Source organism: Streptomyces sp. NPDC048270, assembly GCF_040652335.1.
Lineage (GTDB): Bacteria > Actinomycetota > Actinomycetes > Streptomycetales > Streptomycetaceae > Streptomyces.
Genome location: NZ_JBEZLV010000011.1, coordinates 95,286 through 118,721, shown reverse-complemented (window position 1 = coordinate 118,721; position 23,436 = coordinate 95,286). Strand labels below are relative to the sequence as shown.

18 protein-coding genes and 1 riboswitch are annotated in these 23,436 nt (G+C 72.7%); of the genes, 10 read left to right on the top strand and 8 right to left on the bottom strand.

The window, feature by feature from the left end; translation table 11 throughout:
• Positions 1-6 precede the first annotated feature (6 nt).
• From AB0D66_RS12940 to AB0D66_RS12915, 6 genes are all read right to left on the bottom strand, one after another.
• The gene (locus AB0D66_RS12940; protein ID WP_362301076.1) at positions 7-1,794 is read right to left on the bottom strand and encodes an ABC transporter ATP-binding protein; all 1,788 of its coding nucleotides are present in this window, start codon (positions 1,792-1,794) and stop codon (positions 7-9) included.
• Positions 1,791-2,855: an iron-siderophore ABC transporter substrate-binding protein gene (locus AB0D66_RS12935; RefSeq protein ID WP_362301073.1), complete on the bottom strand. Its 1,065-nt coding sequence runs from the start codon at positions 2,853-2,855 to the stop codon at positions 1,791-1,793. The genes AB0D66_RS12940 and AB0D66_RS12935 overlap by 4 nt, the downstream gene beginning before the upstream one ends.
• A 113-nt stretch (positions 2,856-2,968) precedes the next feature.
• The gene (locus AB0D66_RS12930) at positions 2,969-3,808 is read right to left on the bottom strand and encodes an ABC transporter ATP-binding protein (protein ID WP_362301070.1); all 840 of its coding nucleotides are present in this window, start codon (positions 3,806-3,808) and stop codon (positions 2,969-2,971) included.
• Positions 3,809-3,845: 37 nt separating this feature from the next.
• Positions 3,846-4,949 (bottom strand): iron chelate uptake ABC transporter family permease subunit, encoded by a 1,104-nt coding sequence (locus AB0D66_RS12925; RefSeq protein WP_362301067.1) that lies wholly within the window; start codon positions 4,947-4,949, stop codon positions 3,846-3,848.
• On the bottom strand, positions 4,946-6,004 hold the full coding sequence (locus AB0D66_RS12920; protein WP_362301064.1) for an iron ABC transporter permease: 1,059 nt from the start codon (positions 6,002-6,004) through the stop codon (positions 4,946-4,948). Before AB0D66_RS12920 ends, AB0D66_RS12925 begins: the two co-directional genes overlap by 4 nt.
• Positions 6,005-6,057: 53 nt before the next feature.
• Entirely contained in the window at positions 6,058-7,416 is a 1,359-nt protein-coding gene (locus AB0D66_RS12915) for a lysine N(6)-hydroxylase/L-ornithine N(5)-oxygenase family protein (RefSeq protein WP_362301062.1), read from the bottom strand.
• 289 nt (positions 7,417-7,705) lie between these two features.
• On the opposite strand from AB0D66_RS12915, the gene AB0D66_RS12910 reads away from it, so the two are divergent.
• Entirely contained in the window at positions 7,706-8,653 is a 948-nt protein-coding gene (locus AB0D66_RS12910) for a methionyl-tRNA formyltransferase (protein ID WP_362301059.1), read from the top strand.
• A gap of 48 nt (positions 8,654-8,701) precedes the next feature.
• On the opposite strand, the gene AB0D66_RS12905 is transcribed toward AB0D66_RS12910, so the two are convergent.
• A complete protein-coding gene (locus AB0D66_RS12905) occupies positions 8,702-9,559 on the bottom strand; it encodes a 2OG-Fe(II) oxygenase (protein ID WP_362301056.1) in 858 nt (285 codons plus the stop codon).
• Positions 9,560-9,750: 191 nt separating this feature from the next.
• Positions 9,751-9,976: riboswitch (cobalamin riboswitch) on the top strand.
• A gap of 67 nt (positions 9,977-10,043) precedes the next feature.
• On the opposite strand from AB0D66_RS12905, the gene AB0D66_RS12900 reads away from it, so the two are divergent.
• The 4 genes from AB0D66_RS12900 to AB0D66_RS12885 all read left to right on the top strand — a co-directional run bounded on the left by AB0D66_RS12900 (position 10,044) and on the right by AB0D66_RS12885 (position 13,821).
• The gene (locus AB0D66_RS12900) at positions 10,044-10,487 is read left to right on the top strand and encodes an acyl-CoA thioesterase (protein WP_362301054.1); all 444 of its coding nucleotides are present in this window, start codon (positions 10,044-10,046) and stop codon (positions 10,485-10,487) included.
• A 366-nt stretch (positions 10,488-10,853) separates the two neighbouring features.
• A complete protein-coding gene (locus AB0D66_RS12895) occupies positions 10,854-11,843 on the top strand; it encodes an ABC transporter substrate-binding protein (RefSeq protein WP_362301051.1) in 990 nt (329 codons plus the stop codon).
• Between the two features lie 77 nt (positions 11,844-11,920).
• The gene (locus AB0D66_RS12890) at positions 11,921-12,937 is read left to right on the top strand and encodes an iron ABC transporter permease (RefSeq protein WP_362301224.1); all 1,017 of its coding nucleotides are present in this window, start codon (positions 11,921-11,923) and stop codon (positions 12,935-12,937) included.
• Entirely contained in the window at positions 12,934-13,821 is an 888-nt protein-coding gene (locus AB0D66_RS12885) for an ABC transporter ATP-binding protein (protein WP_362301048.1), read from the top strand. Before AB0D66_RS12890 ends, AB0D66_RS12885 begins: the two co-directional genes overlap by 4 nt.
• Positions 13,822-13,839: 18 nt before the next feature.
• Here AB0D66_RS12885 and tsaD read toward each other — a convergent pair whose 3' ends face one another.
• Positions 13,840-14,898: a tRNA (adenosine(37)-N6)-threonylcarbamoyltransferase complex transferase subunit TsaD gene (gene tsaD / locus AB0D66_RS12880; RefSeq protein ID WP_362301221.1), complete on the bottom strand. Its 1,059-nt coding sequence runs from the start codon at positions 14,896-14,898 to the stop codon at positions 13,840-13,842.
• 187 nt (positions 14,899-15,085) lie between these two features.
• Between tsaD and AB0D66_RS12875 the strand changes: the two genes are divergently transcribed.
• The 5 genes from AB0D66_RS12875 (at position 15,086) to AB0D66_RS12855 (ending at position 23,429) form a co-directional block, all read left to right on the top strand.
• On the top strand, positions 15,086-15,523 hold the full coding sequence (locus AB0D66_RS12875) for a hypothetical protein (protein WP_362301045.1): 438 nt from the start codon (positions 15,086-15,088) through the stop codon (positions 15,521-15,523).
• Positions 15,524-15,931: 408 nt separating this feature from the next.
• On the top strand, positions 15,932-17,428 hold the full coding sequence (locus AB0D66_RS12870) for an FAD binding domain-containing protein (RefSeq protein WP_362301042.1): 1,497 nt from the start codon (positions 15,932-15,934) through the stop codon (positions 17,426-17,428).
• Positions 17,425-19,806 carry a xanthine dehydrogenase molybdopterin binding subunit gene (gene xdhB, locus AB0D66_RS12865; protein ID WP_362301039.1) on the top strand — a complete coding sequence of 794 codons (2,382 nt, stop codon included), beginning with the start codon at positions 17,425-17,427 and terminating at the stop codon, positions 19,804-19,806. Before AB0D66_RS12870 ends, xdhB begins: the two co-directional genes overlap by 4 nt.
• A 1-nt stretch (position 19,807) precedes the next feature.
• Positions 19,808-20,617 carry a xanthine dehydrogenase accessory protein XdhC gene (xdhC, locus tag AB0D66_RS12860; RefSeq protein ID WP_362301036.1) on the top strand — a complete coding sequence of 270 codons (810 nt, stop codon included), beginning with the start codon at positions 19,808-19,810 and terminating at the stop codon, positions 20,615-20,617.
• A 241-nt stretch (positions 20,618-20,858) separates the two neighbouring features.
• Positions 20,859-23,429, top strand: coding sequence for a SpoIIE family protein phosphatase (locus tag AB0D66_RS12855; protein WP_362301033.1), 2,571 nt, complete (start codon positions 20,859-20,861; stop codon positions 23,427-23,429).
• Positions 23,430-23,436: the final 7 nt, after the last annotated feature.

Sequence of the window (23,436 nt, the reverse complement as noted above, 5' to 3'; positions counted from 1 at the left end):
GACCGGCTAGCTGCCCTCGCGCCAGGCCCGCCACAGGCGCGCGTACCGGCCGCCCAGGGCCACCAGCTCCTCGTGGGTGCCCTGTTCGACCACGCGTCCCGCGTCCAGCACCGCGATCCGGTCCGCCGCCATCGCCTGCGTCAGCCGGTGGGCCACGAACAGCGTGGTCCGGCCCGCGCAGGCGGCCAGCACGGCCCGCTCCAGTTCGGCCGCGCCCTCGCTGCCGGCCTCCGCCGTCGACTCGTCCAGCACCACGACCGGCGACCGGCCCAGCACCAGCCGGGCCAGGGCGATCTGGGCGACCTTGGTGACGTCCAGGCGTTCGCCGCCCTCACCCACCGGTGTGTTCAGCCCTCCGGGCAGCGCCTCCACCCACTCGCCGGCCCCGACCGTGCGCAGGGCCTGCGCCAGCTCGGCATCGGTCGCTTCCGGCGCGGCCAGCCGCAGGTCGTCCGCCAGCGGACCGGAGAACACGTGGGTCTCCTGCGTCAGGATGCTCACCAGGGCGCGCGCCCCGGCCTCGTCCAGACCCGCGAGGTCGGTCGTGCCGATGCGCACCGACCCGGCCTGCGGGGTGCCGATCCCCGCGACCAGTGCGGCCAGGGTCGACTTCCCCGCACCCGTGGCCCCGACCAGCGCGAGCGAGCCGCCCGCCGGGATCGTCAGGTCGACGTCCCGCAGGACGGGCTCCTCGGAGTCGGGATAGCCGAAGGTCAGCCCCTCGACCGTCACCGGGTGGGGCACGTCGGCGGCGCGGGCGACGGCCGGCGCGCCCACCAGGCGGTCCTCCGCGTCCTCCCCGAGCACCCCGACCAGCCTGGTCAGGCTCGCGCCGGACTTCTGGGCCTCGTCGAAGGTGAACATGATGGAGCCCAGCGGGGTGAACAGCCGGTGGAACAGCAGCGGGGCCGCCGACACCTCGCCCAGGCTGGCGGCGTCGGCCTCCAGCAGGGCGTACCCCACGACGATGATCAGCACCAGCCCGATGAACTCGGCGCGGTTCTCCCGGCCGACGAACCGGCCGAACAGCCGGAACACCTCGATGCCGAGCTCGCGCACCCGCCACGACTCGTCGGTGACCTTCTCGCGGACGGCTCCCTCGAGCCGGTACGCCCGGACCGTGTCGATGCCGTTCAGCCCGCTGATCAGCGCCTGCGCGCGGTCGGCCTGGACCGCGCGCTGCTTGCGGTAGAGCGGCGCGGACCGGGGCAGGTACCAGCGCAGGGCCAGCGCGTACGCCGGCAGGGCGCAGGCGCCCGCCAGGCCGAGCCGCCAGTCCAGGCCGAACATGCCGAGCGTGGCGATGAGCACGAGCACGCCCGCGGAGAACACCGTGGGGACGGCGGTGCGGATGCCCCGGGACAGCACGGCCACGTCGTCGCCGACCCGGGACAGGACGTCGCCCCGGCCGACCTGCTCGACGCGTGCGCTCGGCAGTCCCAGCACCGCCCGGACGGCGCCTTCGCGCAGCCGCGCGAGCAGGTCCGCGCCCAGCCGCCCGATCAGGTAGGTCGACAGTGCGGTGGCCGCCGCGCCGAGCAGCGCGGCGGCGACCATCAACACGCCCGTCGTGACCAGGACCGAGCGCTCTTCGCCCTCGACCACCGCGTCCACGACCCGGCCGAGCAGGAGCAGGGGGAGCACCTGCAGCGCCGCCCCGGCGACCGTGGTGAGCACGGCGGCGGACGTCAGCCACGGAACCCGGCGGCAGTGTGCCGTGACCCAGCGGGTGGCCTCCCGTCCGGTCGTCGTGCGCAGGGTCGACGGGACGGCGCGCGTGTCGGTGACGCTCACACCTGGCCGACCGACTTGACGAGCTCGTCGATCGCGTACGGCAGGGACAGCAGGGTGCCCTGCGACATGGCCGCGCCGACCGCCGGGCCCTCACTGTCCAGGAGGTAGGACACCTTGCCGTTCTTGACGGCGGGCAGGTTGGCGAACAGCTCGAACTTCTTGAGCGCTTCCGTGTCGGCCTTGTCGTTGATGACGAAGATGCGGTCCACGTCGATCAGGTCCATGCGCTCGGGGGAGAGCGTGGTGTAGAACTTGCCGTCCGCGATCTTGTCGATCTCGGTCTGGTAGGTGAAGCCGGTGCCCGTCACCAGGCGTCCGCGGACGTCGGTGGAGGTGAAGGGGGCCGCGGCGTCCTTGTACCAGGAGAGCGCGACGGCGGTCTGGTTCGCGAACTCGGGGTGCGCCTTCTTGGCCGCGTCGAGCTTGTCCTGGATGCCCTTCACCAGCTCGGCGCCCTTGGCCTCCTGGCCCAGCGCCTTGGCGATGTGGACGGCGTTGTCCTGCCACGGAGCGCTGAACGGCTCCTTCTCGGCCTTGGTGCGGCCCACCGTCGGGGCGATCTTGGAGAGCTTGTCGTAGGCGGCCTGGTCGATCTCGGAGTAGACCGCGATGATCAGGTCCGGCCGCAGGGCGGCGATCTTCTCGTAGTTCGGGCCGGTGTCGCCGTTGCTCATGACGACCTCGGGGCGGGTGTCGCCCCACTTGTCCTTCACCCAGGGCCACTGCGTGTTGATGTCGGGGCTCGTGCCCGGCGGGTTGGGGTACTGGTCGACCATGCCGACGGGCTTGGTGCCGAGCGCCAGAACGGCCTGGTCGTCGGTGTAGCCGACGGAGACGACCCGCTGGGGGGCCTTGGCCACCTTCGTGGACCCGAAGGCGTGGTCCACCGTGACCGGGAAGGTGCCGGCCCCGGCCGGCGCGGTGCCGTCGCTCTTCTTGTCGGCCTTGTCCGCCGGGTCGGAACCGCACCCCGCGAGGAGCCCGACCGCGAGGGCCGCGGCGGACAGCGCCGCCGCCAACCGCCGCCGGGAGTTCGTACGTGCCGTTTGCTGGAGAAGCATCCGCATTCCCTTGCTGTTGTGCCAGCCATTGCAACTCCGCCCGAGGGCAGCCAAACCCTACCGCGACCAAGTGAGGCTAGCCTAGCCTTACTTGCATCGTATCTCTGTCTGAGCTAATAGGACCGCACATGGGTGCGGCCGATCGGCACGATGAGCGGCCGGTCCCCCACCGGATCCTCGATCACCTTGGCGCGCAGCCCGAACGCCTCGTACAGCAGCTCGGCGGTGATCACGTCCCGCGGGTGCCCCTGCGCGAGGATCGAGCCGGCCCGCATGACGACGAGGTTGTCGCTGTAGCGGGTGGCCAGGTTGAGGTCGTGCAGCACCATGACCACGGTGCAGCCCGACTCGTGCAGGTCGTCCACCAGGTCGAGCACGTCGATCGCGTGGGCCAGGTCCAGGTAGGTCGTCGGCTCGTCCAGCAGCAGCAGGTCGGTGCCCTGAGCCAGCGTCATCGAGATCCAGACGCGCTGGCGCTGCCCGCCGGACAGCGCGTCGACCGGACGGTCCGCCAGGTCGGACACCCCGGTCATGGCCAAAGCCCGCTCCACGACACCGGCGTCGTCCGAGGACCACTGGCGCAGCCAGCTCTGGTGCGGATGGCGCCCCCGGGCGACCAGGTCGGCCACCGTCAGCCCGTCCGGCGCGACCGGCGCCTGCGGCAGCAGGCCGAGCTTCCTGGCCACGTCCCTGGTCCTGAGGGTGGCGATGTCCTCGCCGTCCAGTACGACGGTCCCGCTGGTCGGCTTGAGCAGGCGCGAGAGGGTCCGCAGCAGGGTGGACTTCCCGCAGCCGTTGGAGCCGATGATCGTGGTGATCACTCCCGGCGGGATCGCCACGTGCAGGTCGTCGATGACGCTCCGGCCGCCGTACCCGACCGTGACACCCCTGGCTGACAGCCGGGTGGTGGCATCGGTCCCGTACTCGGTCCCGGCGATGTGCGATACGGCCACAACTCCCCCTGATCCAGGCCTGTGTGAAGTAGATCGGTCAACGGACGTTCGCCCGTACCAGGAGATAGACGAGGAAGGGGCCGCCGAACACGGCGGTGACCACACCGACCGGAAGGGTGATCGGCAGCGCCGTGCGCGCCACCAGGTCCGCCACGATCAGCAGCAGGGCCCCCACCAGCCCGGAGGCCGCCATCGGCGGCGTCGGACACCGCACCAGGCGCATCGCCACCTGCGGCGCCACCAGGGCCACGAACGACACCGGGCCCGCCGCGCTCACCGCGACGCCGGCCAGCAGCACCGCGCACAGCAGCAGCACCGCCCGGACCCGCGCGTACCGGACGCCCAGGCCCGCGGCCACCTCGTCGCCGAGGTGCAGCGGTTTGAACTGGAACGCGGCGCCCGCCACGACGCACATCAGGACGAGCGTGCACCAGAGCGCCACCCGGACGTCGTCCCAGGACCGGTTGTCGAGCGACCCGATCAGCCACGCCTGGGCCCGGGCCACGTCCCTGATGTCGGCCCGGACCAGCAGCCAGGTCGTGATGGCCTCCATCACGGCGCTCACGGAGATGCCGATGAGGATGAGGCGGAAGCCGTCGACCCCGCGCCGCCACGCCAGGAAGTACACGAGGAGCCCCGTGCCGAGACCACCCGCAAGGGCCGCCCCGGACAGGCCCACGGAGTTGACGACCGCGGCCGCGGTACCGCCCGACACCGTCACCAGGAACACCGCGACCGCGCCCGCGCCCCAGGTGATCCCCAGGATGTCCGGGCTGGCCAGCGGATTGCGCGCCACGGACTGGGTGATCGCCCCGGACACGCCCAGCGCGACGCCCACCACCACCCCGGTCAGCGCGCGCGGCATCCGCAGGTCCATGATGACGAACTCGTCGACCTGCTCGCCCCGCCCCAGGATCGTGGTGACCACCTGGGACAGGCCGATGGGGAAGTCCCCCACGCCGATGGACAGGCAGAACACGAGGAAGGTCGCGGCGGCCAGCAGCAGCGTCACGCACACCATCCACGGCCGCCACACGAAGGACACCCGGCCGAGCCGCACGCCCGGGGCCAGCACCGCCGCAGGCGCCGGCCCCGCGTCTGCCGGCGTCGCGCCGCCTGGTTTCACATCGGCCCCGTTCATGCGTTCTTGAACTTTCCGCGCCACACCAGGACCGCGAAGAACGGCGCGCCGAGCAGGGCCACGACCACGCCCGCGTCCAGCTCGCCCGGCCGCACCAGCAAGCGCCCCGCGATATCGCAGACCAGCAGCACGATGGCACCGAGCAGCGCCGCGTACGGGACCAGCCAGCGGTAGTCCGGCCCGGTCAGATGGCGGGCCACGTGCGCCACCATCAGCCCGAGGAACGCGATGGGCCCGCAGGCCGCCGTCGCCGCTCCCGCCAGCAGGGTGATGGAGATGATCCCGACGGTCCGGCTCAACGCGATGTTCACCCCCAGGCCCCGGGCCACGTCCTCGCCCAGGTTGAGCAGGTTGACGGAGGGCAGCGTGCTCAGCGCCAGCACCAGGCCGACCGCGATGAAGGCGGCCACCGGCCAGATGATGCCGAAGCCGACCCCCGCCACGGAGCCCGCGTTCCAGAAGCGCAGCGCGTTCAGCGAGGCCTTGTCCGAGAGCGCGACCGCCGTGGTCATCGCCGCGAGGAAGACCGTGACCCCCTGTCCGGCCAGGGCGAGCGTCAGCGGGTTTCCGGCTCCCCGGCCGATGCTCGCCAGGCCGAACACGACCACCCCGGCGACCGCGGCCCCCAGGAAGGCGAACCACACGTACTGGAAGGGGTCGGCGAAGCCGAACACGGCGATCACCGTGACCACGGCGAAGGAGGCCCCGGAGTTCACCCCCAGCAGGCCCGTGTCGGCGATCGGGTTGCGCGTGTACCCCTGGATCAGCGCCCCGCCGACCCCCAGGGCCACCCCGGCCACGACCGCGAGCACCGTGCGGGGGACCCGTACGGTCTGCACGATGAGCCGGATCTCGGTGAGCCGCCGGTCGGCATCCGGCGGCGCCGTCAGCCCGTGCCACACCTCGGCCGGACTCAGCGCGCGGGCGCCGACGGCCAACGACACCACCACCGCCGCGATGAGGATCAGCAAGAGCGTGAACGAACCCGCAACTCGCCGCCGACGGAGCTCGGTTGTGCCTGTGGGCACGGGGAGCTCGACTGCAATCGTGCCCATGTCGCTGTACGTTATCCCTTCGCTCCACCGGCGAAACCTCGTCGGCGGACCGGCTAGCGTGCGGCGCTGCCCGTCCCGTCGGCCACGGTCCGGACCTCGTCGGCGCCGGACTTGCGGCCCCGGTCGAGCAGCGAGTCCAGGATCTCGCCGACCCGCGTGGCGGTGTTGGAGAGCAGCGAGGACGTGATGCCGTGCGTGTGCTCCGTACCGCCCTGTACGTAGATGCCGCAGCGCAGTTCGGGGTCGGTCGCGATGCGGTAGTCGCGCTCGACGCGGACCCGGTCCTCGTCGTCGCGCAGGCACCGCTCGGCGACCTCGCCGAGCAGGGCGAGCGGGTCCACGGGGCGGTAGCCGGTGGCGAAGACCACGACGTCCGCCTCCAGGGGGGTCTCCTCCCCCGTGACGAGGGACTGCACGGTCGCCCGGACCGTGTCCGGCCCCTCGCCGACCGCGGTCAGCCGTGAGACGTTGAGGAAGCGCAGGCGCTCGGCGCCGAGGACCTTCTCCCGGTACATCTGCCGGTACAGGTCGTCGATCAGGTCGATGTCCACCACGGAGTAGTTGGTGTTGCCGTGGTAGTCCATCAGACTGCGCTTGACGCCGGGCGGCGCGGCGAAGTACTCGCCCACCGCGTCCGGGTCGAAGATCCGGTTGGCGAAGCTGCTGTCGTCGGCCGGGCTGTACCCGTATCGCGAGAAGACGGCGCAGACCTCGGCCGCGGGGAAGCGCCGGTGCAGGTAGGCGACGTTCTCCGCGGCGCTCTGCCCGGCACCGACGACGATGAACCGGGAGGGGGCGGCCGCCGCCTCGAGGCCGTCGACCTTCGCCAGCAGGTCGGAGGTGTGCCAGATCCGGTCGGTCCGCTCCACGCCGTCCGGCATGAGGGGGCGCAGGCCGGTGCCGATGACGAGGTTGCGGGCCCGGTGCAGCGCCAGCCCCTCCCCCGACCGGACCGTGACGTCGAGGTGGTCCACCACTCCGTCACGGACCACGGGCGTGACCCCGACGACCTCGTGCCCGTAGGAGACCATGTCGTCGACCTGGTCGGCGGCCCACTCGAAGTAGTCGTGGAACTCCACCCGGAGCGGGAAGAGCGTCTTGTGGTTGATGAAGTCGACCAGCCGCCCCTTGCTCTTCAGGTAGCACAGGAAGCTGAACTCGCTGGCCGGGTTCCGGAGCGTCACCAGGTCCTTCAGGAAGCACACTTGCATGGTCGCGTCGTCGATGAGCATGCCGCGGTGCCAGCCGAAGCGCGGCTGCTGTTCGAAGAAGTGCGCGGTGACCGCCTCCTGCCTTCCGACGCGAGCGTTGTGCTCGCTGACCGCGATCGCCATGGCCACGTTGGACGGCCCGAAGCCGATGCCAATGAGGTCGTGAATCAACGGGGCGTCGCCAGGACGGACCTGAGCCATGTCACTCCCATCGTGCGGGGGGTAGCCGCCGCGCCGGGCAGGCCGGCAGCCGTCGGGTCGAGCGTCGGGAAGGGCGGAAGGCGGGAAGGGCGGAAGGCGGGCACGCCGACGGAGCCGCGACCCGAACTTAGGCAAGGCTAAGCTCATTGCGTCGAGGCTGTCGATAGACAAATCGGGCAGCGAAATCGAGACACTCCGTCAACTCGCTTACGCAAAGACACCGTTGCGGACTTAGGCAAGCCTTGCTTTACTCGACACCAGCCAACCCCCTGCTCCGAGGAGGAACCCCATGCGGGTCGTCATGTTCGGTTACCAGACCTGGGGCCACCGCACCCTGCAAGCCCTCCTGGACTCCGAGCACGACGTGGTGCTGGTCGTGACGCACCCCAAGAGCGAGCACGCCTACGAGAAGATCTGGAGCGACTCCGTAGCCGACCTCGCCGAAGAGCACGGCGTACCGGTGCTCATCCGCAACCGCCCCGACGACGACGAGCTGTTCGAGCGCCTCAAGGAGGCCGACCCGGACATCATCGTGGCCAACAACTGGCGGACGTGGCTCCCTCCCCGGGTCTTCAACCTCCCCCGCCACGGCACCCTGAACGTGCACGACGCGCTGCTGCCGAAGTACGCCGGCTTCTCCCCGCTGATCTGGGCGCTCATCAACGGCGAGACCGAAGTGGGCGTCACCGCCCACATGATGAACGACGAACTCGACGCCGGCGCCATCGTGCGGCAGGAAGCCGTGCCGGTGGGGCCCCGCGACACCGCCACGGACCTCTTCCACCGGACCGTCGACCTCATCGCCCCGGTCGTCGTGGGCGCGCTGGACGCCATCGCCTCCGGCCAGGCGCGGTTCACCGATCAGGACCGGTCCCAGGCGAGCTTCTTCCACAAGCGGTCCGTCGAGGACAGCCGCATCGACTGGAACTGGCCCGCGGCCGACCTGGACCGCCTGGTCCGCGCCCAGTCCGAGCCGTACCCGAGCGCCTTCACCTTCCACAAGGGCAAGCGGCTCGAGGTCCTGGCCGCGGTCGTGTCCGAGGGCCGCTACGGCGGCACGCCGGGGCGCGTCTTCTACCGCGAGGGCGAGGGCGTGGTGATCGTCGCGGGCGCCGACGCCCGTACCGGCCGCAACCACGGGCTGGCCATCACCCGGGTGCGCACCGAGGACGGCCGGGAGCTGCCCGCGGCCGAGCACTTCACCTCCATGGGCGGATACCTGACCCAGCGGCCCTGACCCCGGGGGCCGGCCGGTTCCCGTGACCGCTGCCCGCGCGGGCAGCGGTCACGGCGTCGTGCGGGGTGCGGGCAGGGTGAGCCGGGTGGCGGGATCGGCGGGCGGCAGGCCGATGGGGTCGGCGCCGTCGTGGTCGCGGGCGGCGTCCGCGAGCGGGCGGGTGCGTTCGGCCGCGCGGGCCATCCACGGCCAGATCTCGAAGGCCGCGGCGGGCGGCGCCGTCGCGCGCCCGGGCCCGCTGATCCACGTCGTCAGGGTGAACCGGCTGTCGGCGAACAGCCCGCTGGCGCACGTGGACGGGACGACCTCGTGGTAGGCGCTGGCCGGGAAGAACACGATGGTGTCGTGCTCGGGCTCGATCGTGCGGTAGGAGTCCGCCGGCCTGGCCCCGCCCTCGTTCAGCACGGTGTCGTACAGCCGCAGCCGTCCGCCGTCGAAGCCGCGGGGCCGGCGGTGCAGGTAGTACACCGCCGACACGGCCGTGCCGACGTCGCGGACCCGTGAGGCGTCGGTGTGCATGCCGTAGTGGCCGCCTTCGCCGTGCGCCGTCAGGACGGTCAGGGTCTGCGTGAGCGCGGTCCGGTGGCCGAGGACCTCCTGGACGAGCGGCAGGCAGTCCGCGAGGTGCGCGCTGAACACGGCGCTGGTCACGGGGAGTACGAGGGAGCTGCGGCCCTTGTGGGAGACCTGGCCCGACAGCGGGTCGAGGACCGTCCCCGCGTTGAAGTCGGCCTGCCGGGAGATCGCGTACTCCAGTAGGGTGGCGGCGCGCTCGGCGCCGAGGAAGTTCTCGAAGCGGCAAACGGGGGCCGCCACCACAGGAGCGGTGGACCACTGGTCGGAGGGGGGCAGGGCATCGGTACCGATTTCCCTGGACGCGGCCGGTTCCATCGCGTATCCACTCATGGCCCGGAACCGTACGCGGGGCCGCCGAAGCCGTCGAAGGAGCACGCGGGGCGCACGGGAGTACGCCGCCACGCCGGTACCCCGCCCCGCCCGGCGGTCGCCGGGCCAGGGCCCCCGCTGCCGCCCGGGGCCGGTCCGCCCGCGCCCACGGCACCGGACGGAGGGCTGGTCAGGCCGGTGATGGCGCCGGGTAGGGTGTGAGCGCAGCTGGTTCGCCCCGTCCGCCAGGCGGGATGCGTCGCAAGAGGGAACCCGGTGGGAATCCGGGACTGCCCCGCAGCGGTGAGCGGGAACGACCGCCGTCATACGCACTGGAGCCGGAACCGGTTCCGGGAAGCGACGGCCACTAGGTGCCCGCCGGGAGACCGGCAGGCGTGTCCGCGAGTCCGAAGACCTGCCACTGCCCGCATGCCGAAACGTCATGCGGGGTGCCGGAGAAGACTCTCCGGGGCCTTTCTGCCGCGACTCGCGAAGGAGAGTTGACGTGGCCGACCAGACCGCTGCCGCCGTGAGGTGCGTCGCCAAGAACCCGGGCGACTCCCGGGTGACGCTCGCCCACATCATGAGCGAGCACGACACCAACCTCTACGGCACCATCCACGGCGGCGTGGTGATGAAGCTCATCGACGACGCCGCCGCTGCCGCCGCCGGACGCCACGCCGACGGCCCCGCCGTCACCGTGGCCGTGGACGGGATGGCGTTTCTGGCACCGGTGCGCGCCGGTGACCTGCTCAGCGTCGACGCCGAGCTGGTACGCGCCGGCCGGACGTCGATGACGGTCGGCGTGCGCGTCGGGGCCGAGCGCTGGAACGCCTCGGGCCCCACCACGCAAGTGGCCACCGCCCGACTGACCTTCGTCGCCGTCAACGCCGAGGGCGAGCCGCGTCCCGTCCCCACCCTCGACGTCCCCGGGGCGCTTCCCTCGTAGGCGAAGGGCCGTACGCCCGGGGGCCCGTGAGGCTCCCGTCCGCGAACGGCCCCGGTGCGGCGCGGACATGCCTCCTCAGGTCCGGAACCGCGTGGCGCGAGCCGCCGTACGCGCCCCCCGTGCGCCCCTGCACGCCATCCCCACCCCTCGACGACCGTGCGCGGTTCCCCCCGGGCCGGCCGCACGCTCCCTCCCGACCGGCGCCGGTCGGCCCGGCCTGCGCCGAGCCGAGCCGAACCGAGCCGCCCCGGCCTGCCGCCGGCACGGCGCGAAGACCGTCCGACGCATCCGATCCGTCCATCCGATCCGTCCCGTCCATCCGATCCGTCCCGTCCATCCGATCCATCCGCGGTGAGAGGACCACCCATGCCCCGCATCCACCCCAAATCCCTGCTGTCCGCCCTCGCCACAGCCCTGTTGATATCCGGCTGCGGGGGCGCCGCCACGCCCTCCGCCGCCCCGCAGGCGGCTGCCGGCGTCAAGGGATTCCCGCTCACGGTCGACAACTGCGGCGTGAGCACGACCTATCAGCGCCCCCCGCAGCGCGCCGTCTCGCTGAACCAGCACGCCACCGAGGTCATGCTGGCCCTCGGCCTGGAGAAGTCGATGGTGGGCACCGGCTACCTCGACGACAAGATCCTGCCCGACTACCAGGCCGCCTACGACGGCGTGAAGGTCATCTCCGAGGAGTACCCCTCCTTCGAGGCGCTCCTGGAGGCCGAGCCCGACTTCGTCTACGGCGGGTGGAAGTCCACCTTCGACGAGAAGGAGGGGCGCGGCCGGGCCGCCTTCACCAAGGCCGGGATCAACACCCACCTCAACACCGAGGAATGCCCCACCGGACCGGTGAACGCGGCCTCCATGGACGAGGAGATCCGCACCCTCGGCAAGATCTTCGGCGTGCCCGAGCGGGCCGAGGAGCGGCTGGCGGCCCTGCACGCCACCCTCGACAAGGTCGAGGCCCAGCTCTCCGGCGTCACCCCGGTCAAGCTCTTCGTGTACGACAGCGGCGACAAGACGGCCTTCACCGCGGGCGGCAAGGGCATCGGCAACGACATGATGCGGCGGGCCGGCGGGGAGAACCTCTTCGCCGACCTGGACAAGGCCTTCGGCGACGTCTCGTTCGAGCAGGTCGCGCAGCGCGCCCCCGAGGCCATCGTCATCTACGACTACGGCGACCAGTCCGTCGAGGACAAGAAGAAGTTCCTGCTCGCCCACCCGGCGCTGAAGGACGTGCCCGCGATCAAGAACCAGCGGTTCGCGGTGCTGCCCCTGTCCTCCACGGTGCTCGGCGTGCGGATGCCCGCGGCCGTCGAGTCGCTGGCGAAGCAGCTCCACCCCGGCCGGGTCCGGTGACCGAGGTGAAGGCCCCGGCCCAGGCGGCCGGCCCCCGCGAGGAGGGCCGGCCGCCGGCCGCCGGGCGCCGCCCCGGGATCCCGTACGGCCTGGTGCTGGCCCTCCTGGGCCTGCTCGTGGCCGGCGCCGCGACGGCCGGGATCGCGGCGGGCTCCATCAGTGTCCCGGCCGACCAGGTGTGGAGCATCCTGCTGCACCGCGTGCACCCGGCCCTCGCCGAGCCGACGTGGACGCCGGTGCGCGAGACGATCGTCATCGACGTCCGCCTGCCCCGGGTGCTGCTGGCCGGCGTGGTGGGCGCGGGCCTGTCGGTGGCCGGGATGGCGCTCCAGGCGCTGGTCCGCAACCCGCTGGCCGACCCGATGCTGCTGGGCGTGTCCTCGGGTGCGTCGGTCGGCGCGGTGCTCGTGCTGGTCCTGAACCTGACCTTCTTCGGGCTGTTCACCCTCCCCGTCGCGGCCTTCTGCGGGGCCCTCGCCGCCCTGGTCGCCGTCTACTTCCTGGCCCGCTCCGGCGGCAGGATGACGACGGTGCGGCTGGTGCTGGCGGGTGTGGCCACGGCCGAGGTGCTGTCGGCGGTGGCCAGCTTCCTGGTCGTCACCTCGAACGATCCGCACAAGACGCAGTCCGCACTGCGCTGGATGCTCGGCGGACTGGCGGGCACCACGTGGACCACGGTGTGGATCCCGGTGGGTGCGGTCCTGATCGGTACGGCCGTCCTGCTGGGCGTCTGCCGGCCGCTCAACCTCCTGCTGGCCGGGGAGGAGGCCGCCGCGGCCCTCGGTCTGGACGTCCACCGATTCCGCGGCGCGCTGTTCACGCTGGTGGCCCTGATGATCGGCACGATCGTCGCGGTCAGCGGGCAGATCGGGTTCGTCGGGCTGATCATGCCGCACGTGGTGCGGCTGCTCGTCGGCGCCGACCACCGCCGCGCGCTGCCCGCCGCGGCCCTCCTGGGAGCCGCCTTCCTGATCACCGCCGATCTGGCCGCGCGGACCCTGATGAGCCCGGAGGAGATTCCCGTCGGCATCCTCACCGCCCTGGTCGGCGGACCCTTCTTCCTCTGGCTGATGCGACGGAAGGCCGCCCGATGACACACCCGACCGACCCGACCCGTCCGACCGGTCCGACCGATCCCGTCGACCCGGCGAACCGGCCGTCCGGCGGCCCCGGCCGTCTCGACGCCGAGGGCGTCAGCGTCGTCGTGAACGGCAGGGCCCTCGTCCACGAGGCGTCGCTGCACGTGGCGCCCGGCGAGGTGATGGGCCTGGTCGGCCCCAACGGGGCCGGCAAGTCCACGCTGCTGCGCACCTTTTACCGGGCGCTGCGTCCCACGTCCGGCCGGGTCCTGCTGGACGGCGAGGACGTCTGGCGGATGCCCGGCAAGCGGCTCGCCAGGCGTCTCGCGGCGGTACTCCAGGAGACCTCCGGGGACTTCGAGCTGACGGTGTACGACGTGGTCGCCATGGGCCGCACCCCGCACAAGCGGGCCTTCGCCGGTGACGATGCCGACGACCGGGACATCATCATGCGGTCGCTGGGAGAGCTCCACGTCGACGCCCTCGCCCACGCGCCGTTCGACCGCCTGTCGGGCGGCGAGAAGCAGCGGGTGCTGATCGCCCGGGCCCTCGCCCAGCGCACGGGGGCCATGGTCCTGGACGAGCCGACCAACCACCTGGACCTGCGCCACCAGTTGGACGCCCTGCGGCTGGTGCGGGGGCTCGGCGTCACCGCCGTGGTCGCGCTGCACGACCTGAACCTCGCCGCGGCCTTCTGCGACCGGATCTGCGTCATGGCCGGCGGCCGCGTCGTCACCACCGGGAAGCCCGAGGAGGTCCTCACTGCCCCGCTGCTGTCCGACGTGTACGAGGTGGAGGCGGAGGTCATCGAGCATCCCCGCACCGGGGTCCCCTTCGTCAGCGTCCTGCCCGGCCGGGAGCGGCCGTCCGGCGGCGGGGCGCCGCGGGCCCCTCGATAGGGCCCGGCCCGGGGCGGTTCACGCGGCCGTCCCGGCCGGGCGGGCGACGGGGTGCAGGGCCGCATGCTCCAGCGGTGCGGAGGGGTCGATGGACACGTCGAGCCCGGCCGGGTCCGCGCCCGCGCGCACCAGCAGGTCGCCGACCGCGGCGATCATCGCCCCGTTGTCGGTGCACAGGGTCAGCGCAGGGACCCGCAACTCGACGCCGGCCGCCGCGCACCGCTCCTCCGCCAGCGCCCGCACCCGCGAGTTGGCGGCGACCCCGCCGACGACGACGAGCGTCCGCACCCCGTACGCGCGGCAGGCGGCCAGCGCCTTGCGGGTGAGCACGTCCGCGACGGCTTCCTGGAGCGAGGCGGCGCCGTCGGCCAGCGGGATCTCCTCACCGAGGACGCGGTGCTGCTCGGCCCAGCGGGCGGCGGCGGTCTTCAGCCCGGAGAAGGAGAAGGCGTACGGGTCGTCGCCCGGCCGGGTCAGCGGGCGCGGGAACGCCACCGCGCGGCCGTTTCCTCCGCGGGCCGCCCGGTCGATCGCCGGCCCGCCCGGGTAGGGCAGTCCGAAGACGCGGGCCACCTTGTCGAAGCACTCCCCCGCCGCGTCGTCGACGGTGTCCCCGAGGTGCACGATCGGATCGCGCACGAGGTCCCGTACGAACAGCAGCGAGGTGTGCCCGCCCGAGACGATCAGCACCATGCACGGGTTCGGCAGCGGCCCGTGCTCCAGGGTGTCGGCGGCGACGTGCCCGGCGAGGTGGTGCACCCCGTACAGCGGGGCTCCGGCCGCGTACGCCAGGGCCTTCGCCCCGGCCAGGCCGACCTGAAGCGCACCGGACAGCCCGGGCCCGGTGGTGACCGCCACCGCGTCGATGTCCGAGATCCGCATCCCCGCCTGCCGCAGGGCCTCCCGCACGACCGGGCCGAAGGCCTGCAGGTGCGCCCGGGCGGCGATCTCCGGCACCACTCCGCCGAAGCGTGCGTGCTCGTCCATGCTCGACGCCACCACATGCGCGAGAAGCCGCCCGCCGGAGACGATCCCGGCCCCGGTCTCGTCGCAGGAGGACTCGATGCCCAGCACCACCGGAGAAGCCACGACGACCCCTTTCGCACATGTTCCGCAGTTGCTAACGATGTGCAATAAGGTACGCGGCCGGAGGCGGGTCCAGCGACACCCGATTCGAACTCCCGTACGAATCGAAGTGCGCGTTCCGGAGTGGTGTGCCAGCTTGGAGCGAGTGGGGGCCACTTCCCCGAAAGGGTGAAATCCAATGAACCGTGTTCTTTCAGCCGCAGTCAGCACTGTCTCCGCACTGGTGCTGTCCGCCGGAGGCGCCTCCGCCGCCCTGGCCGCGGGACCCACGGACGATCCGACCGCGGCCGCCGCGGAGCTGTGCAGCAACCTGAACGAACTCAAGGCGGACAACGCCAAGTTGAGGGCTCTGGATCCCGCCAGCGCCACCAAGGAGCAGATCCAGGAGGCGTACTCGGACGTCCAGGACGGCTGGAAGGACGTGGCGGAGTCCACCGCCACCTGGGAGGCGGCCCGCAAGGACGCCGTGAAGACGGCGGCCGACGACCTGAAGACCGCGTACGAGGCGCTGCCGGGCGACACCACCGGCCGCGACGCGGTGACGGCGCTGAAGCCGCACACCGAGAAGCTCGACACCGCGGTCACCGAGGCCCGCTCGGGCCTGAACTGCAGCTAGCGGCCGCACCCGGCGACGGGGCGTGCAGCGCGGGGCAGGGCGTCCATGACAGGGGCGCCCTGCCCCGCCCGTGTTTGACCGCCGTGGCCCCAGCCACTACTTTGCGTGGACACCGACCCCGACCACCGAAGGAGGCGACCGGCAGATGTCCACCTGCTCTGACCTGGCTCGCCTCGCCCACTGCACGGTGTGGGTTTCGGGCCGGATCGCACACGGCTGCTGACACGCCGTCCTGACGTGCCCTTCGCGGCACGTTCCGCGTTTCTTCGTCACCATTTCCTGGCACGCCCCTGTCGCGTGCCGTCTGGCGCCCGCTCCTGCCCTGTGGCGCGCCCGAACACAGAAAGCTGCCCGAACCTTGGCGAACACGATGAACCGACCGGTCACGCTCCGAAACGAAGGCCTGTGATGGCGGCGGCGAGGGTCACGGTCAACGGAAGAGAAGCACCGATCGCGCCGTCCGCACCCCACACCACCACGCTCGACTTCCTCCGCGAGCGCGGCCTGACCGGCACCAAGGAGGGCTGCGCCGAGGGGGAATGCGGCGCCTGTGCGGTCCTGGTGGCCCGTCCCGGAGTGAACAAGCCCACCGACTGGGTGGCGGTCAACGCCTGCCTGGTCCCGGTCGCGGCGCTCGACGGCCAGGAGGTCATCACCTCCGAAGGCTTCTCCACCGCCGGCGAACCGGGCACGCCGCCCACCCTGCACCCGGTGCAGGAGGAGATGGCGGTCCGCGGCGGCTCCCAATGCGGCTACTGCACACCCGGATTCATCTGCAGCATGGCCGCCGAGTACTACCGCCCCGACCGCTGCGCGCAGGCGGACCCGGACTCGGGTCCGGACTCGGGTCCGGACTCGGGCGCGGACGGCGCCGACGCCGAGCACGGTCCGAACGGGTTCGACCTGCACGCGCTGAGCGGGAACCTGTGCCGCTGCACCGGATACCGCCCCATTCGCGATGCCGCGTTCGCCGTCGGCACGCCCGGCGACGAGGACCCGCTCGCGCGCCGCCGTGAGCAGGCCCCGCCCGCACCGGCCGCCACCGCGTACACCCGCGACGACAGCGCGTTCCTGCGTACGAGCACCCTGGCCGAGACGCTGCGGCTGCTGCGCGAGCGCCCCGACGCCGTGGTGGTCGCCGGCTCCACCGACTGGGGCGTGGAGGTCAACATCCGCTCCCGCCGGGCGCGTTGCGTGATCGCCGTCGACCGGCTGCCCGAACTGCGGGGGCTGAGCGTCGCGTCCGACCGCATCGAGATCGGAGCGGCCCTGACCCTCACCGAGATCGAACGCCGCCTCGACGGCGAAGTCCCGCTGCTGGCACAGCTGTTCCCGCAGTTCGCGTCCCGGCTCATCCGCAACGGTGCCACCCTGGGCGGCAACCTGGGTACCGGCTCCCCCATCGGCGACAGCCCGCCCGTCCTGCTCGCGCTGGAGGCTTCGGTGGTGCTCGCCGACGCCGACGGGGAGCGCGAGGTCCCCCTGCGCGACTACTTCACCGGCTACCGTCAGAGCGTGCGCCGCCCCGGCGAGCTGATCCGCGCGGTGCGCATCCCGCGGCCGCTGGCGCCGGTCGCGGCCTTCCACAAGATCGCCAAGCGGCGCTTCGACGACATCTCCAGCGTCGCGGTCGCCTTCGCCCTCGACGTCGAGGACGGGATCGTCCGCAGGGCGCGCATCGGCCTGGGCGGCGTGGCCGCCACCCCGATCCGCGCCCTCGCCACCGAGGCCGCCCTGGAGGGCAGGCCGTGGGCGGCGCGGACCGTCGAGGCAGCGGCCCTGGTCCTGCGGGCCGAGGGCACACCGATGGACGACCACCGCGCCAGCGCCCGCTACCGCTCCGCGATGCTCGGCCAGAGCCTGCTGAAGCTGCACGCGCACACCACCGAGGCGGTCTCGTCATGAGTCAACTGTCCGCACGCCCCGAGAAGCCCGTCGTCGGCGTCTCGATGCCGCACGAGAGCGCGTCCCTGCACGTCACCGGCGCGGCGCTCTACACCGACGACCTGGTGCACCGCACCAAGGACGTGCTGCACGCCCACCCGGTGCAGGTCATGAAGGCCCACGGCACGATCACCGCGCTGCGCACCGCGCCCGCGCTCGCCGTGCCCGGTGTGGTCCGCGTCCTGACGGGTGCCGACGTACCCGGCGTGAACGACGCCGGGATGAAGCACGACGAACCGCTCTTCCCCGACCAGGTCATGTTCCACGGCCACGCGGTCGCCTGGGTGCTCGCCGAGACCCTGGAGGCGGCCCGGCTCGGTGCGGCGGCCGTCGAGGTGGAGCTCGACGAGAAGCCGTCCGTGATCACGCTGCGGGAAGCGATGGAGGCGAACAGCTTCCACGGCGCCCGCCCCGAGATGTTGGCCGGCGACGTCGATGCCGGATTCGCCGACTCCGCGCACGTGTTCACCGGCGAGTTCCAGTTCTCCGATCAGGAGCACTTCTACCTCGAGACGCACGCCGCACTGGCGCACGTCGACGAGAACGGGCAGATGTTCGTCCAGAGCAGCACCCAGCACCCGTCGGAGACGCAGGAGATCGTCGCCCACGTGCTCGGCCTGCACAGCCACGAGGTGACCGTGCAGTGCCTGCGGATGGGCGGCGGCTTCGGCGGCAAGGAGATGCAGCCGCACGGGTTCGCGGCCGTCGCCGCGCTCGGCGCCCTGCTGACCGGCCGGCCGGTCCGGGTACGGCTCAACCGGACGCAGGACCTGACCATGTCGGGCAAGCGCCACGGGTTCCACGCCGCGTGGAAGATCGGCTTCGACGCCGAGGGCCGCATCCAGGCCCTGGACGCCACGCTGACCGCGGACGGCGGCTGGAGCCTGGACCTGTCCGAGCCGGTCGTGGCCCGCGCGCTGTGCCACATCGACAACACCTACTGGATCCCCAACGCCCGTGTCGCCGGCCGCATCGCCCGGACCAACAAGGTCTCCAACACCGCCTTCCGCGGCTTCGGCGGACCGCAGGGCATGCTGGTGATCGAGGACATCATGGGCCGGTGCGCGCCGCTGCTCGGGCTGGATCCGATGGAGCTGCGCGCCCGCAACTTCTACCGGCAGGGCCAGACCACGCCGTACGGACAGCCGGTCGCCCACCCCGAACGGATCTCCACCGTCTGGCAGCAGGTCCAGAACGACGCCGGCCTCGCCGACCGCCGGCGCGAGATCGCGGCCTTCAACGCCGCGCACCCGCACACCAAGCGGGCGCTCGCGCTCACCGGGATCAAGTTCGGCATCTCGTTCAACCTCACCGCCTTCAACCAGGCCGGCGCACTGGTGCTGGTCTACAAGGACGGCTCGGTCCTGATCAACCACGGCGGCACCGAGATGGGGCAGGGCCTGCACACCAAGATGCTGCAGGTGGCCGCGACCACCCTCGGCATCCCGCTGCACAAGGTGCGGCTGGCCCCGACGCGCACCGACAAGGTGCCCAACACCTCCGCCACCGCCGCCAGCGCCGGGGCGGACCTCAACGGCGCCGCGGTGAAGAACGCCTGCGAGCAGATCCGCGAGCGGCTGCTCCAGGTCGCCGGCACCCGGCTGGGGGCGAACGCCTCGGACGTGCGGATCGTCGAGGGCGTCGCGCGCGTCCTCGGCCGCGACGAGGAGCTGGCCTGGGACGACCTGGTGCGCACCGCGTACTTCCAGCGGGTCCAGCTGTCCGCGGCCGGCTTCTACCGCACCGAGGGCCTGCACTGGGACGCGAAGGCCTTCCAGGGCTCCCCGTTCAAGTACTTCTCCTACGGCGCCGCCGCGGCCGAGGTGGAGGTGGACGGCTTCACCGGCGCGTATCGGATCCGGCGGGTGGACATCGTGCACGACGTCGGCGACAGCCTCTCCCCGATGATCGACATCGGTCAGGTCGAGGGCGGCTTCGTGCAGGGCGCGGGCTGGCTGACCCTCGAGGACCTGCGGTGGGACGGCGGCGACGGGCCGAACCGCGGCCGGCTGCTGACCCAGGCGGCGAGCACCTACAAGCTGCCGAGCTTCTCGGAGATGCCCGAGGAGTTCAACGTCAGGCTGCTGGAGAACGCCACCGAGGAGGGGGCGGTCTACGGGTCCAAGGCGGTCGGCGAGCCTCCGCTGATGCTGGCGTTCTCGGTGCGGGAGGCGCTGCGGCAGGCCGCCGCCGCGTTCGGGCCGAGCGGGGTCAGCGTCGAGTTGGCCTCGCCCGCGACGCCGGAGGCGGTGTACTGGGCGATCGAGGCGGCGCGCCAGGGCCGTGTCTCCCCGGCCGACGACGCCCCCACCGGGGCAGAAGTGCTGAGCGGTGCCTGACATGACGTGGATCGCCGCGGTCGCGCGGTTGCGGGCACGGCGGGAGCCCGGCGTGCTCGTGACCGTCGCGACCGTGCGCGGCCATGCCCCGCGCGACGCCGGTGCGAAGCTCGTCGTCGGGCGGAGCGAGACGTGGGGCTCGATCGGCGGCGGCAACGTCGAGGCCGTCGCGATCGACCGGGCCCGGGAGATGATCGATGCCGCGAAACCGGAGCCGGAGCTGATCGATTTCGCCCTGAACGACAAGGTGGCCAACCGGCACGGTGTGCAGTGCTGCGGAGGCACGGTCTCCGTGCTGCTCGAACCGCTCCCGGTGGTGCCGGCGGTGGCGGTCTTCGGCGTGGGGCACGTCGGGCTGGAGCTGGCCCGGATCCTGGCGCGTCAGGACCTCGACCTCCATCTGATCGACACCCGCTCGGACGTCCTCGCCGAGCAGCGGCTGCGCGTGCTGGCCGACGCGGTGGCGCAGGTGCACGTCCACCACACGCCGCTGCTGCCCGAGGAGGTGCTGGAGGAGCTGCCGCGCGGCACCCACGTCCTGGTCATGACCCATGACCATGCCGAGGACGCCGCACTGTGCGACGCCGCCCTGCGCACGGCCCACCTCGGCTCCATCGGGCTGATCGGATCGGCGGCCAAGTGGGTGCGGTTCCGCAAACGCCTCGCCACCGAAGGCGGCCACGACGAGGCGGCCATCGCCCGGATCAAGACCCCGATCGGGCTGGCCGACCTCACCGGCAAGGCGCCCGCCACCATCGCCGTGAGCGTCGCCGCCGATGTGCTGCGCACCCTCGAGGCCGAGGCGTACTGAACCCCGCGGCCGGACCGGCGGAGGTGGTGAAGGTGCCCCGCGGGTGTGCGCGCACACCCGCGGGGCACCTCCCGGCGCTCGCGTCACAGCAGGTCGGCGCGCGCTGCGCCCACCCGGGGCCGGCGCGCGGGACACTGTGACTGACGCCCGCAGCGCTGCCGGATGGAGCAGCGCCTCTGGCTCTCGTTGCGGACATCGACCAGCATGAGGACAGCGGGACCGGCGGACGAGATGGGCACGCATGCGCGCCACTGAGAGCAACCAGGACTATCCCTTCGCTGTCACGGACACGGCCGCGGCGCTGCTCGACGACTCCGGGACGGTCACCGCCTGGACACCGGCGGCCGAAGCCCTGCTGCAGCGCCGGTCCGCGGACGTGTGCGGCCGGCCGGCACGGGACCTCCTGGCGGACGCGGGCAGCTGGGCGGCGGTGCTGGCACAGGGCGGGCGGGGCGGCGCGCGGGAGCGGGAGGGGTGGCAGGGCCGGGCCACGCTGCGGCACGGCTCGGGCCGAGAGCTGGAGGTCGGCTTCCGCGTCATCCCGCTGGACCACGGCGCGCCCGGGGGCGCGGCCCGCTGCCTCGTGCTCGGCGCGCCCCTGGAGCTGGTCGCCCGCTGGCGGCAGGACCACGCCTTCACGCACGAACTGTTCCTCCAGGGCCGCGTGGGCCTGGCCGTCTTCGACGCGGACCTGCGCCTGCTGCGGACGAACACGCACCTGCTGCCGTACACCGGCGTGCCCGTCGACCTGGGCGGCCGGCGCCTGGCCGACTTCCTGTGGGCCGAGGACGCGGGGATCATCGAGGACCGGCTGCGGGAGGTCCTGCACACCGGGAACCCCCTGATCGGGTTCAACGCCACCACGCGCACCCTGGACGACCCGAGGGGCGGCCGGATCGTGACCATCCAGGCCTTCCGGCTACAGGAGCCCGACGGGCATCCGATGGGGGTGGCGACGGTGTTCACCGACGTCACCGACCACGAGCGGTCGCGCGGGCGCCTGGACCTGCTCTACCGCGCGACCGGAGCGCTGGGCGGTTCGCTGTCGGTGCTGCGCACCGTCGAGGACCTGGTCGCAGTCCTGGCGCCCACGTTCGGCGACTGCGCCGCGGTGGATCTCGCGGAGACCGTTCTGACCGGCGGCGAACCACCCGCCCAGGGGCACCAGCCGCTGCCCCTGATCCGGATGGCGGTCGCCGGGGCGGACCCGGACGTGCTGCGCACGGGTACGGCCCATTTCGCGGATCCCCCCGCCCCGGCCGCTTCCCCGCCGGCGGCGAACGGGCCGGGCGCGAACGAGCCGGGCGCGAACGAGCCGGGCGCGAACGAGCCGGGTGCGAACGAGCCGAACGCGGACGAGCCGGGCGCGCACCGGTCCGGCCCGACCCGGACGCGGGAGTGCCGGGGAGAGCTGGCCACCGGCCTCGGCACCCCGCCCGGGGCGGCCCTGGGCGAGGCGGCCCCGGAGTGGGCCGCCGCCGTCCCGGGCGCCCATTCGGCGATGACGGCGCCGCTGTGCGCACGCGGCATCGGGTTCGGACGGCTCATGCTCTGGCGCACCGGGGACACTCCCCCGCTGGAGGAGGACGACCTGGCGCTCCTGGAGGAGATCGCCGCCCGCGCGGCCGTCGCCGTGGACAACGCGCGGCGGTACACCAAGGAGCGCCGCACCGCCGTGGGCCTGCAGCGCAGCCTGCTGCCGCCGGCCACCGCGGAGACGCCCGCTCTGGAAGCCGCCAGCCTCTACCTGCCCGCGGACACCGACAGCGGCGTGGGCGGCGACTGGTTCGACGTCATCCCCCTGTCCTCGGCCCGGGTCGCCCTGGTGGTCGGCGACGTGGCCGGCCACGGGCTGTACGCCACGGCGATGATGGGCCGCCTGCGCAGCGCCGTACGCGCGATGGCGGACCTGGAACTGGAGCCCGAGGAGCTGCTGGCGCACGTGGACGACATGGTCCTGCAGGTCGTCGCCGAGGCCGAGAGCGAGGACACCGAGGACGGCGAGGCGGGCCCGCCGGCGCCCAGCGGGCCGGCCGGGGCCACCTGCCTGTACGCCGTCTACGACCCGGTCACGCGGCACTGCGTCATGGCGAGCGCCGGACACCCGCCTCCGGCCGTGGTCAGCCCGGACGGAACCGTGGAGTACGTGGAGCTGAGCCCCGGCCCGCCGCTGGGGGTCGGCGGCTGGCCCTTCGAGCCGGTCGAACGCGAACTGCCGGCGGGCAGCGTCCTCGCCCTGTACACCGACGGGCTGATCGAGCGCGGGGAGGGCGACATCGACCAGGGCATGCACGACCTGGCGGACCGGCTGCTGCGCGCGGACGTGCTCGGCCGGCCGCTGCGCCAGGCCCGGCACGACATCGTGGAGGGGCTGCCGCCGGGCAGGCTGAGGGACGACGTCACCCTGCTGCTGGCCCGTACCCGGGTGGTGGACGCGGGCTCCCTCGCGACGTGGCAGCTCGACGCGGACCCGGCGGTCGTCGCCGACGCGCGCCATCTCGTCCTGGAGCAGCTGAGCACCTGGGAGCTGGATGAGCTCGCGTTCAGCACCGAGCTCATCGTCAGCGAGCTGGTCACCAACGCCATTCGCCACGCCGGCGGGCCGGTCCGGCTGCGGCTGATCCGGGCGGACACCCTGACCTGCGAGGTCTCCGACTCCAGCAACACACAGCCGAGGATGCGGCGGGCACGGAACTCCGAGGAGGGCGGCCGCGGCCTGTACATCGTCGCGCAGCTCTCGCACCGCTGGGGCAGCCGCTACACCGCGGGGGGCAAGACCGTCTGGTCCGAGCAGAGCCTGCCCCTGGCCTGAGGGTCCG

What these genes read in the sequence shown, in the direction of transcription:
- AB0D66_RS12935 (WP_362301073.1), bottom strand. Translation starts at nt 2,855, where the DNA reads ATGCTTCTCCAGCAAACGGCACGTACGAACTCCCGGCGGCGGTTGGCG.
- AB0D66_RS12925 (WP_362301067.1), bottom strand. Translation starts at nt 4,949, where the DNA reads ATGAACGGGGCCGATGTGAAACCAGGCGGCGCGACGCCGGCAGACGCG.
- AB0D66_RS12920 (WP_362301064.1), bottom strand. Translation starts at nt 6,004, where the DNA reads ATGGGCACGATTGCAGTCGAGCTCCCCGTGCCCACAGGCACAACCGAG.
- AB0D66_RS12915 (WP_362301062.1), bottom strand. Translation starts at nt 7,416, where the DNA reads ATGGCTCAGGTCCGTCCTGGCGACGCCCCGTTGATTCACGACCTCATT.
- AB0D66_RS12910 (WP_362301059.1), top strand. Translation starts at nt 7,706, where the DNA reads ATGCGGGTCGTCATGTTCGGTTACCAGACCTGGGGCCACCGCACCCTG.
- AB0D66_RS12905 (WP_362301056.1), bottom strand. Translation starts at nt 9,559, where the DNA reads ATGAGTGGATACGCGATGGAACCGGCCGCGTCCAGGGAAATCGGTACC.
- AB0D66_RS12895 (WP_362301051.1), top strand. Translation starts at nt 10,854, where the DNA reads ATGCCCCGCATCCACCCCAAATCCCTGCTGTCCGCCCTCGCCACAGCC.
- AB0D66_RS12885 (WP_362301048.1), top strand. Translation starts at nt 12,934, where the DNA reads ATGACACACCCGACCGACCCGACCCGTCCGACCGGTCCGACCGATCCC.
- AB0D66_RS12875 (WP_362301045.1), top strand. Translation starts at nt 15,086, where the DNA reads ATGAACCGTGTTCTTTCAGCCGCAGTCAGCACTGTCTCCGCACTGGTG.
- AB0D66_RS12870 (WP_362301042.1), top strand. Translation starts at nt 15,932, where the DNA reads ATGGCGGCGGCGAGGGTCACGGTCAACGGAAGAGAAGCACCGATCGCG.
- xdhB (WP_362301039.1), top strand. Translation starts at nt 17,425, where the DNA reads ATGAGTCAACTGTCCGCACGCCCCGAGAAGCCCGTCGTCGGCGTCTCG.
- xdhC (WP_362301036.1), top strand. Translation starts at nt 19,808, where the DNA reads ATGACGTGGATCGCCGCGGTCGCGCGGTTGCGGGCACGGCGGGAGCCC.
- AB0D66_RS12855 (WP_362301033.1), top strand. Translation starts at nt 20,859, where the DNA reads ATGCGCGCCACTGAGAGCAACCAGGACTATCCCTTCGCTGTCACGGAC.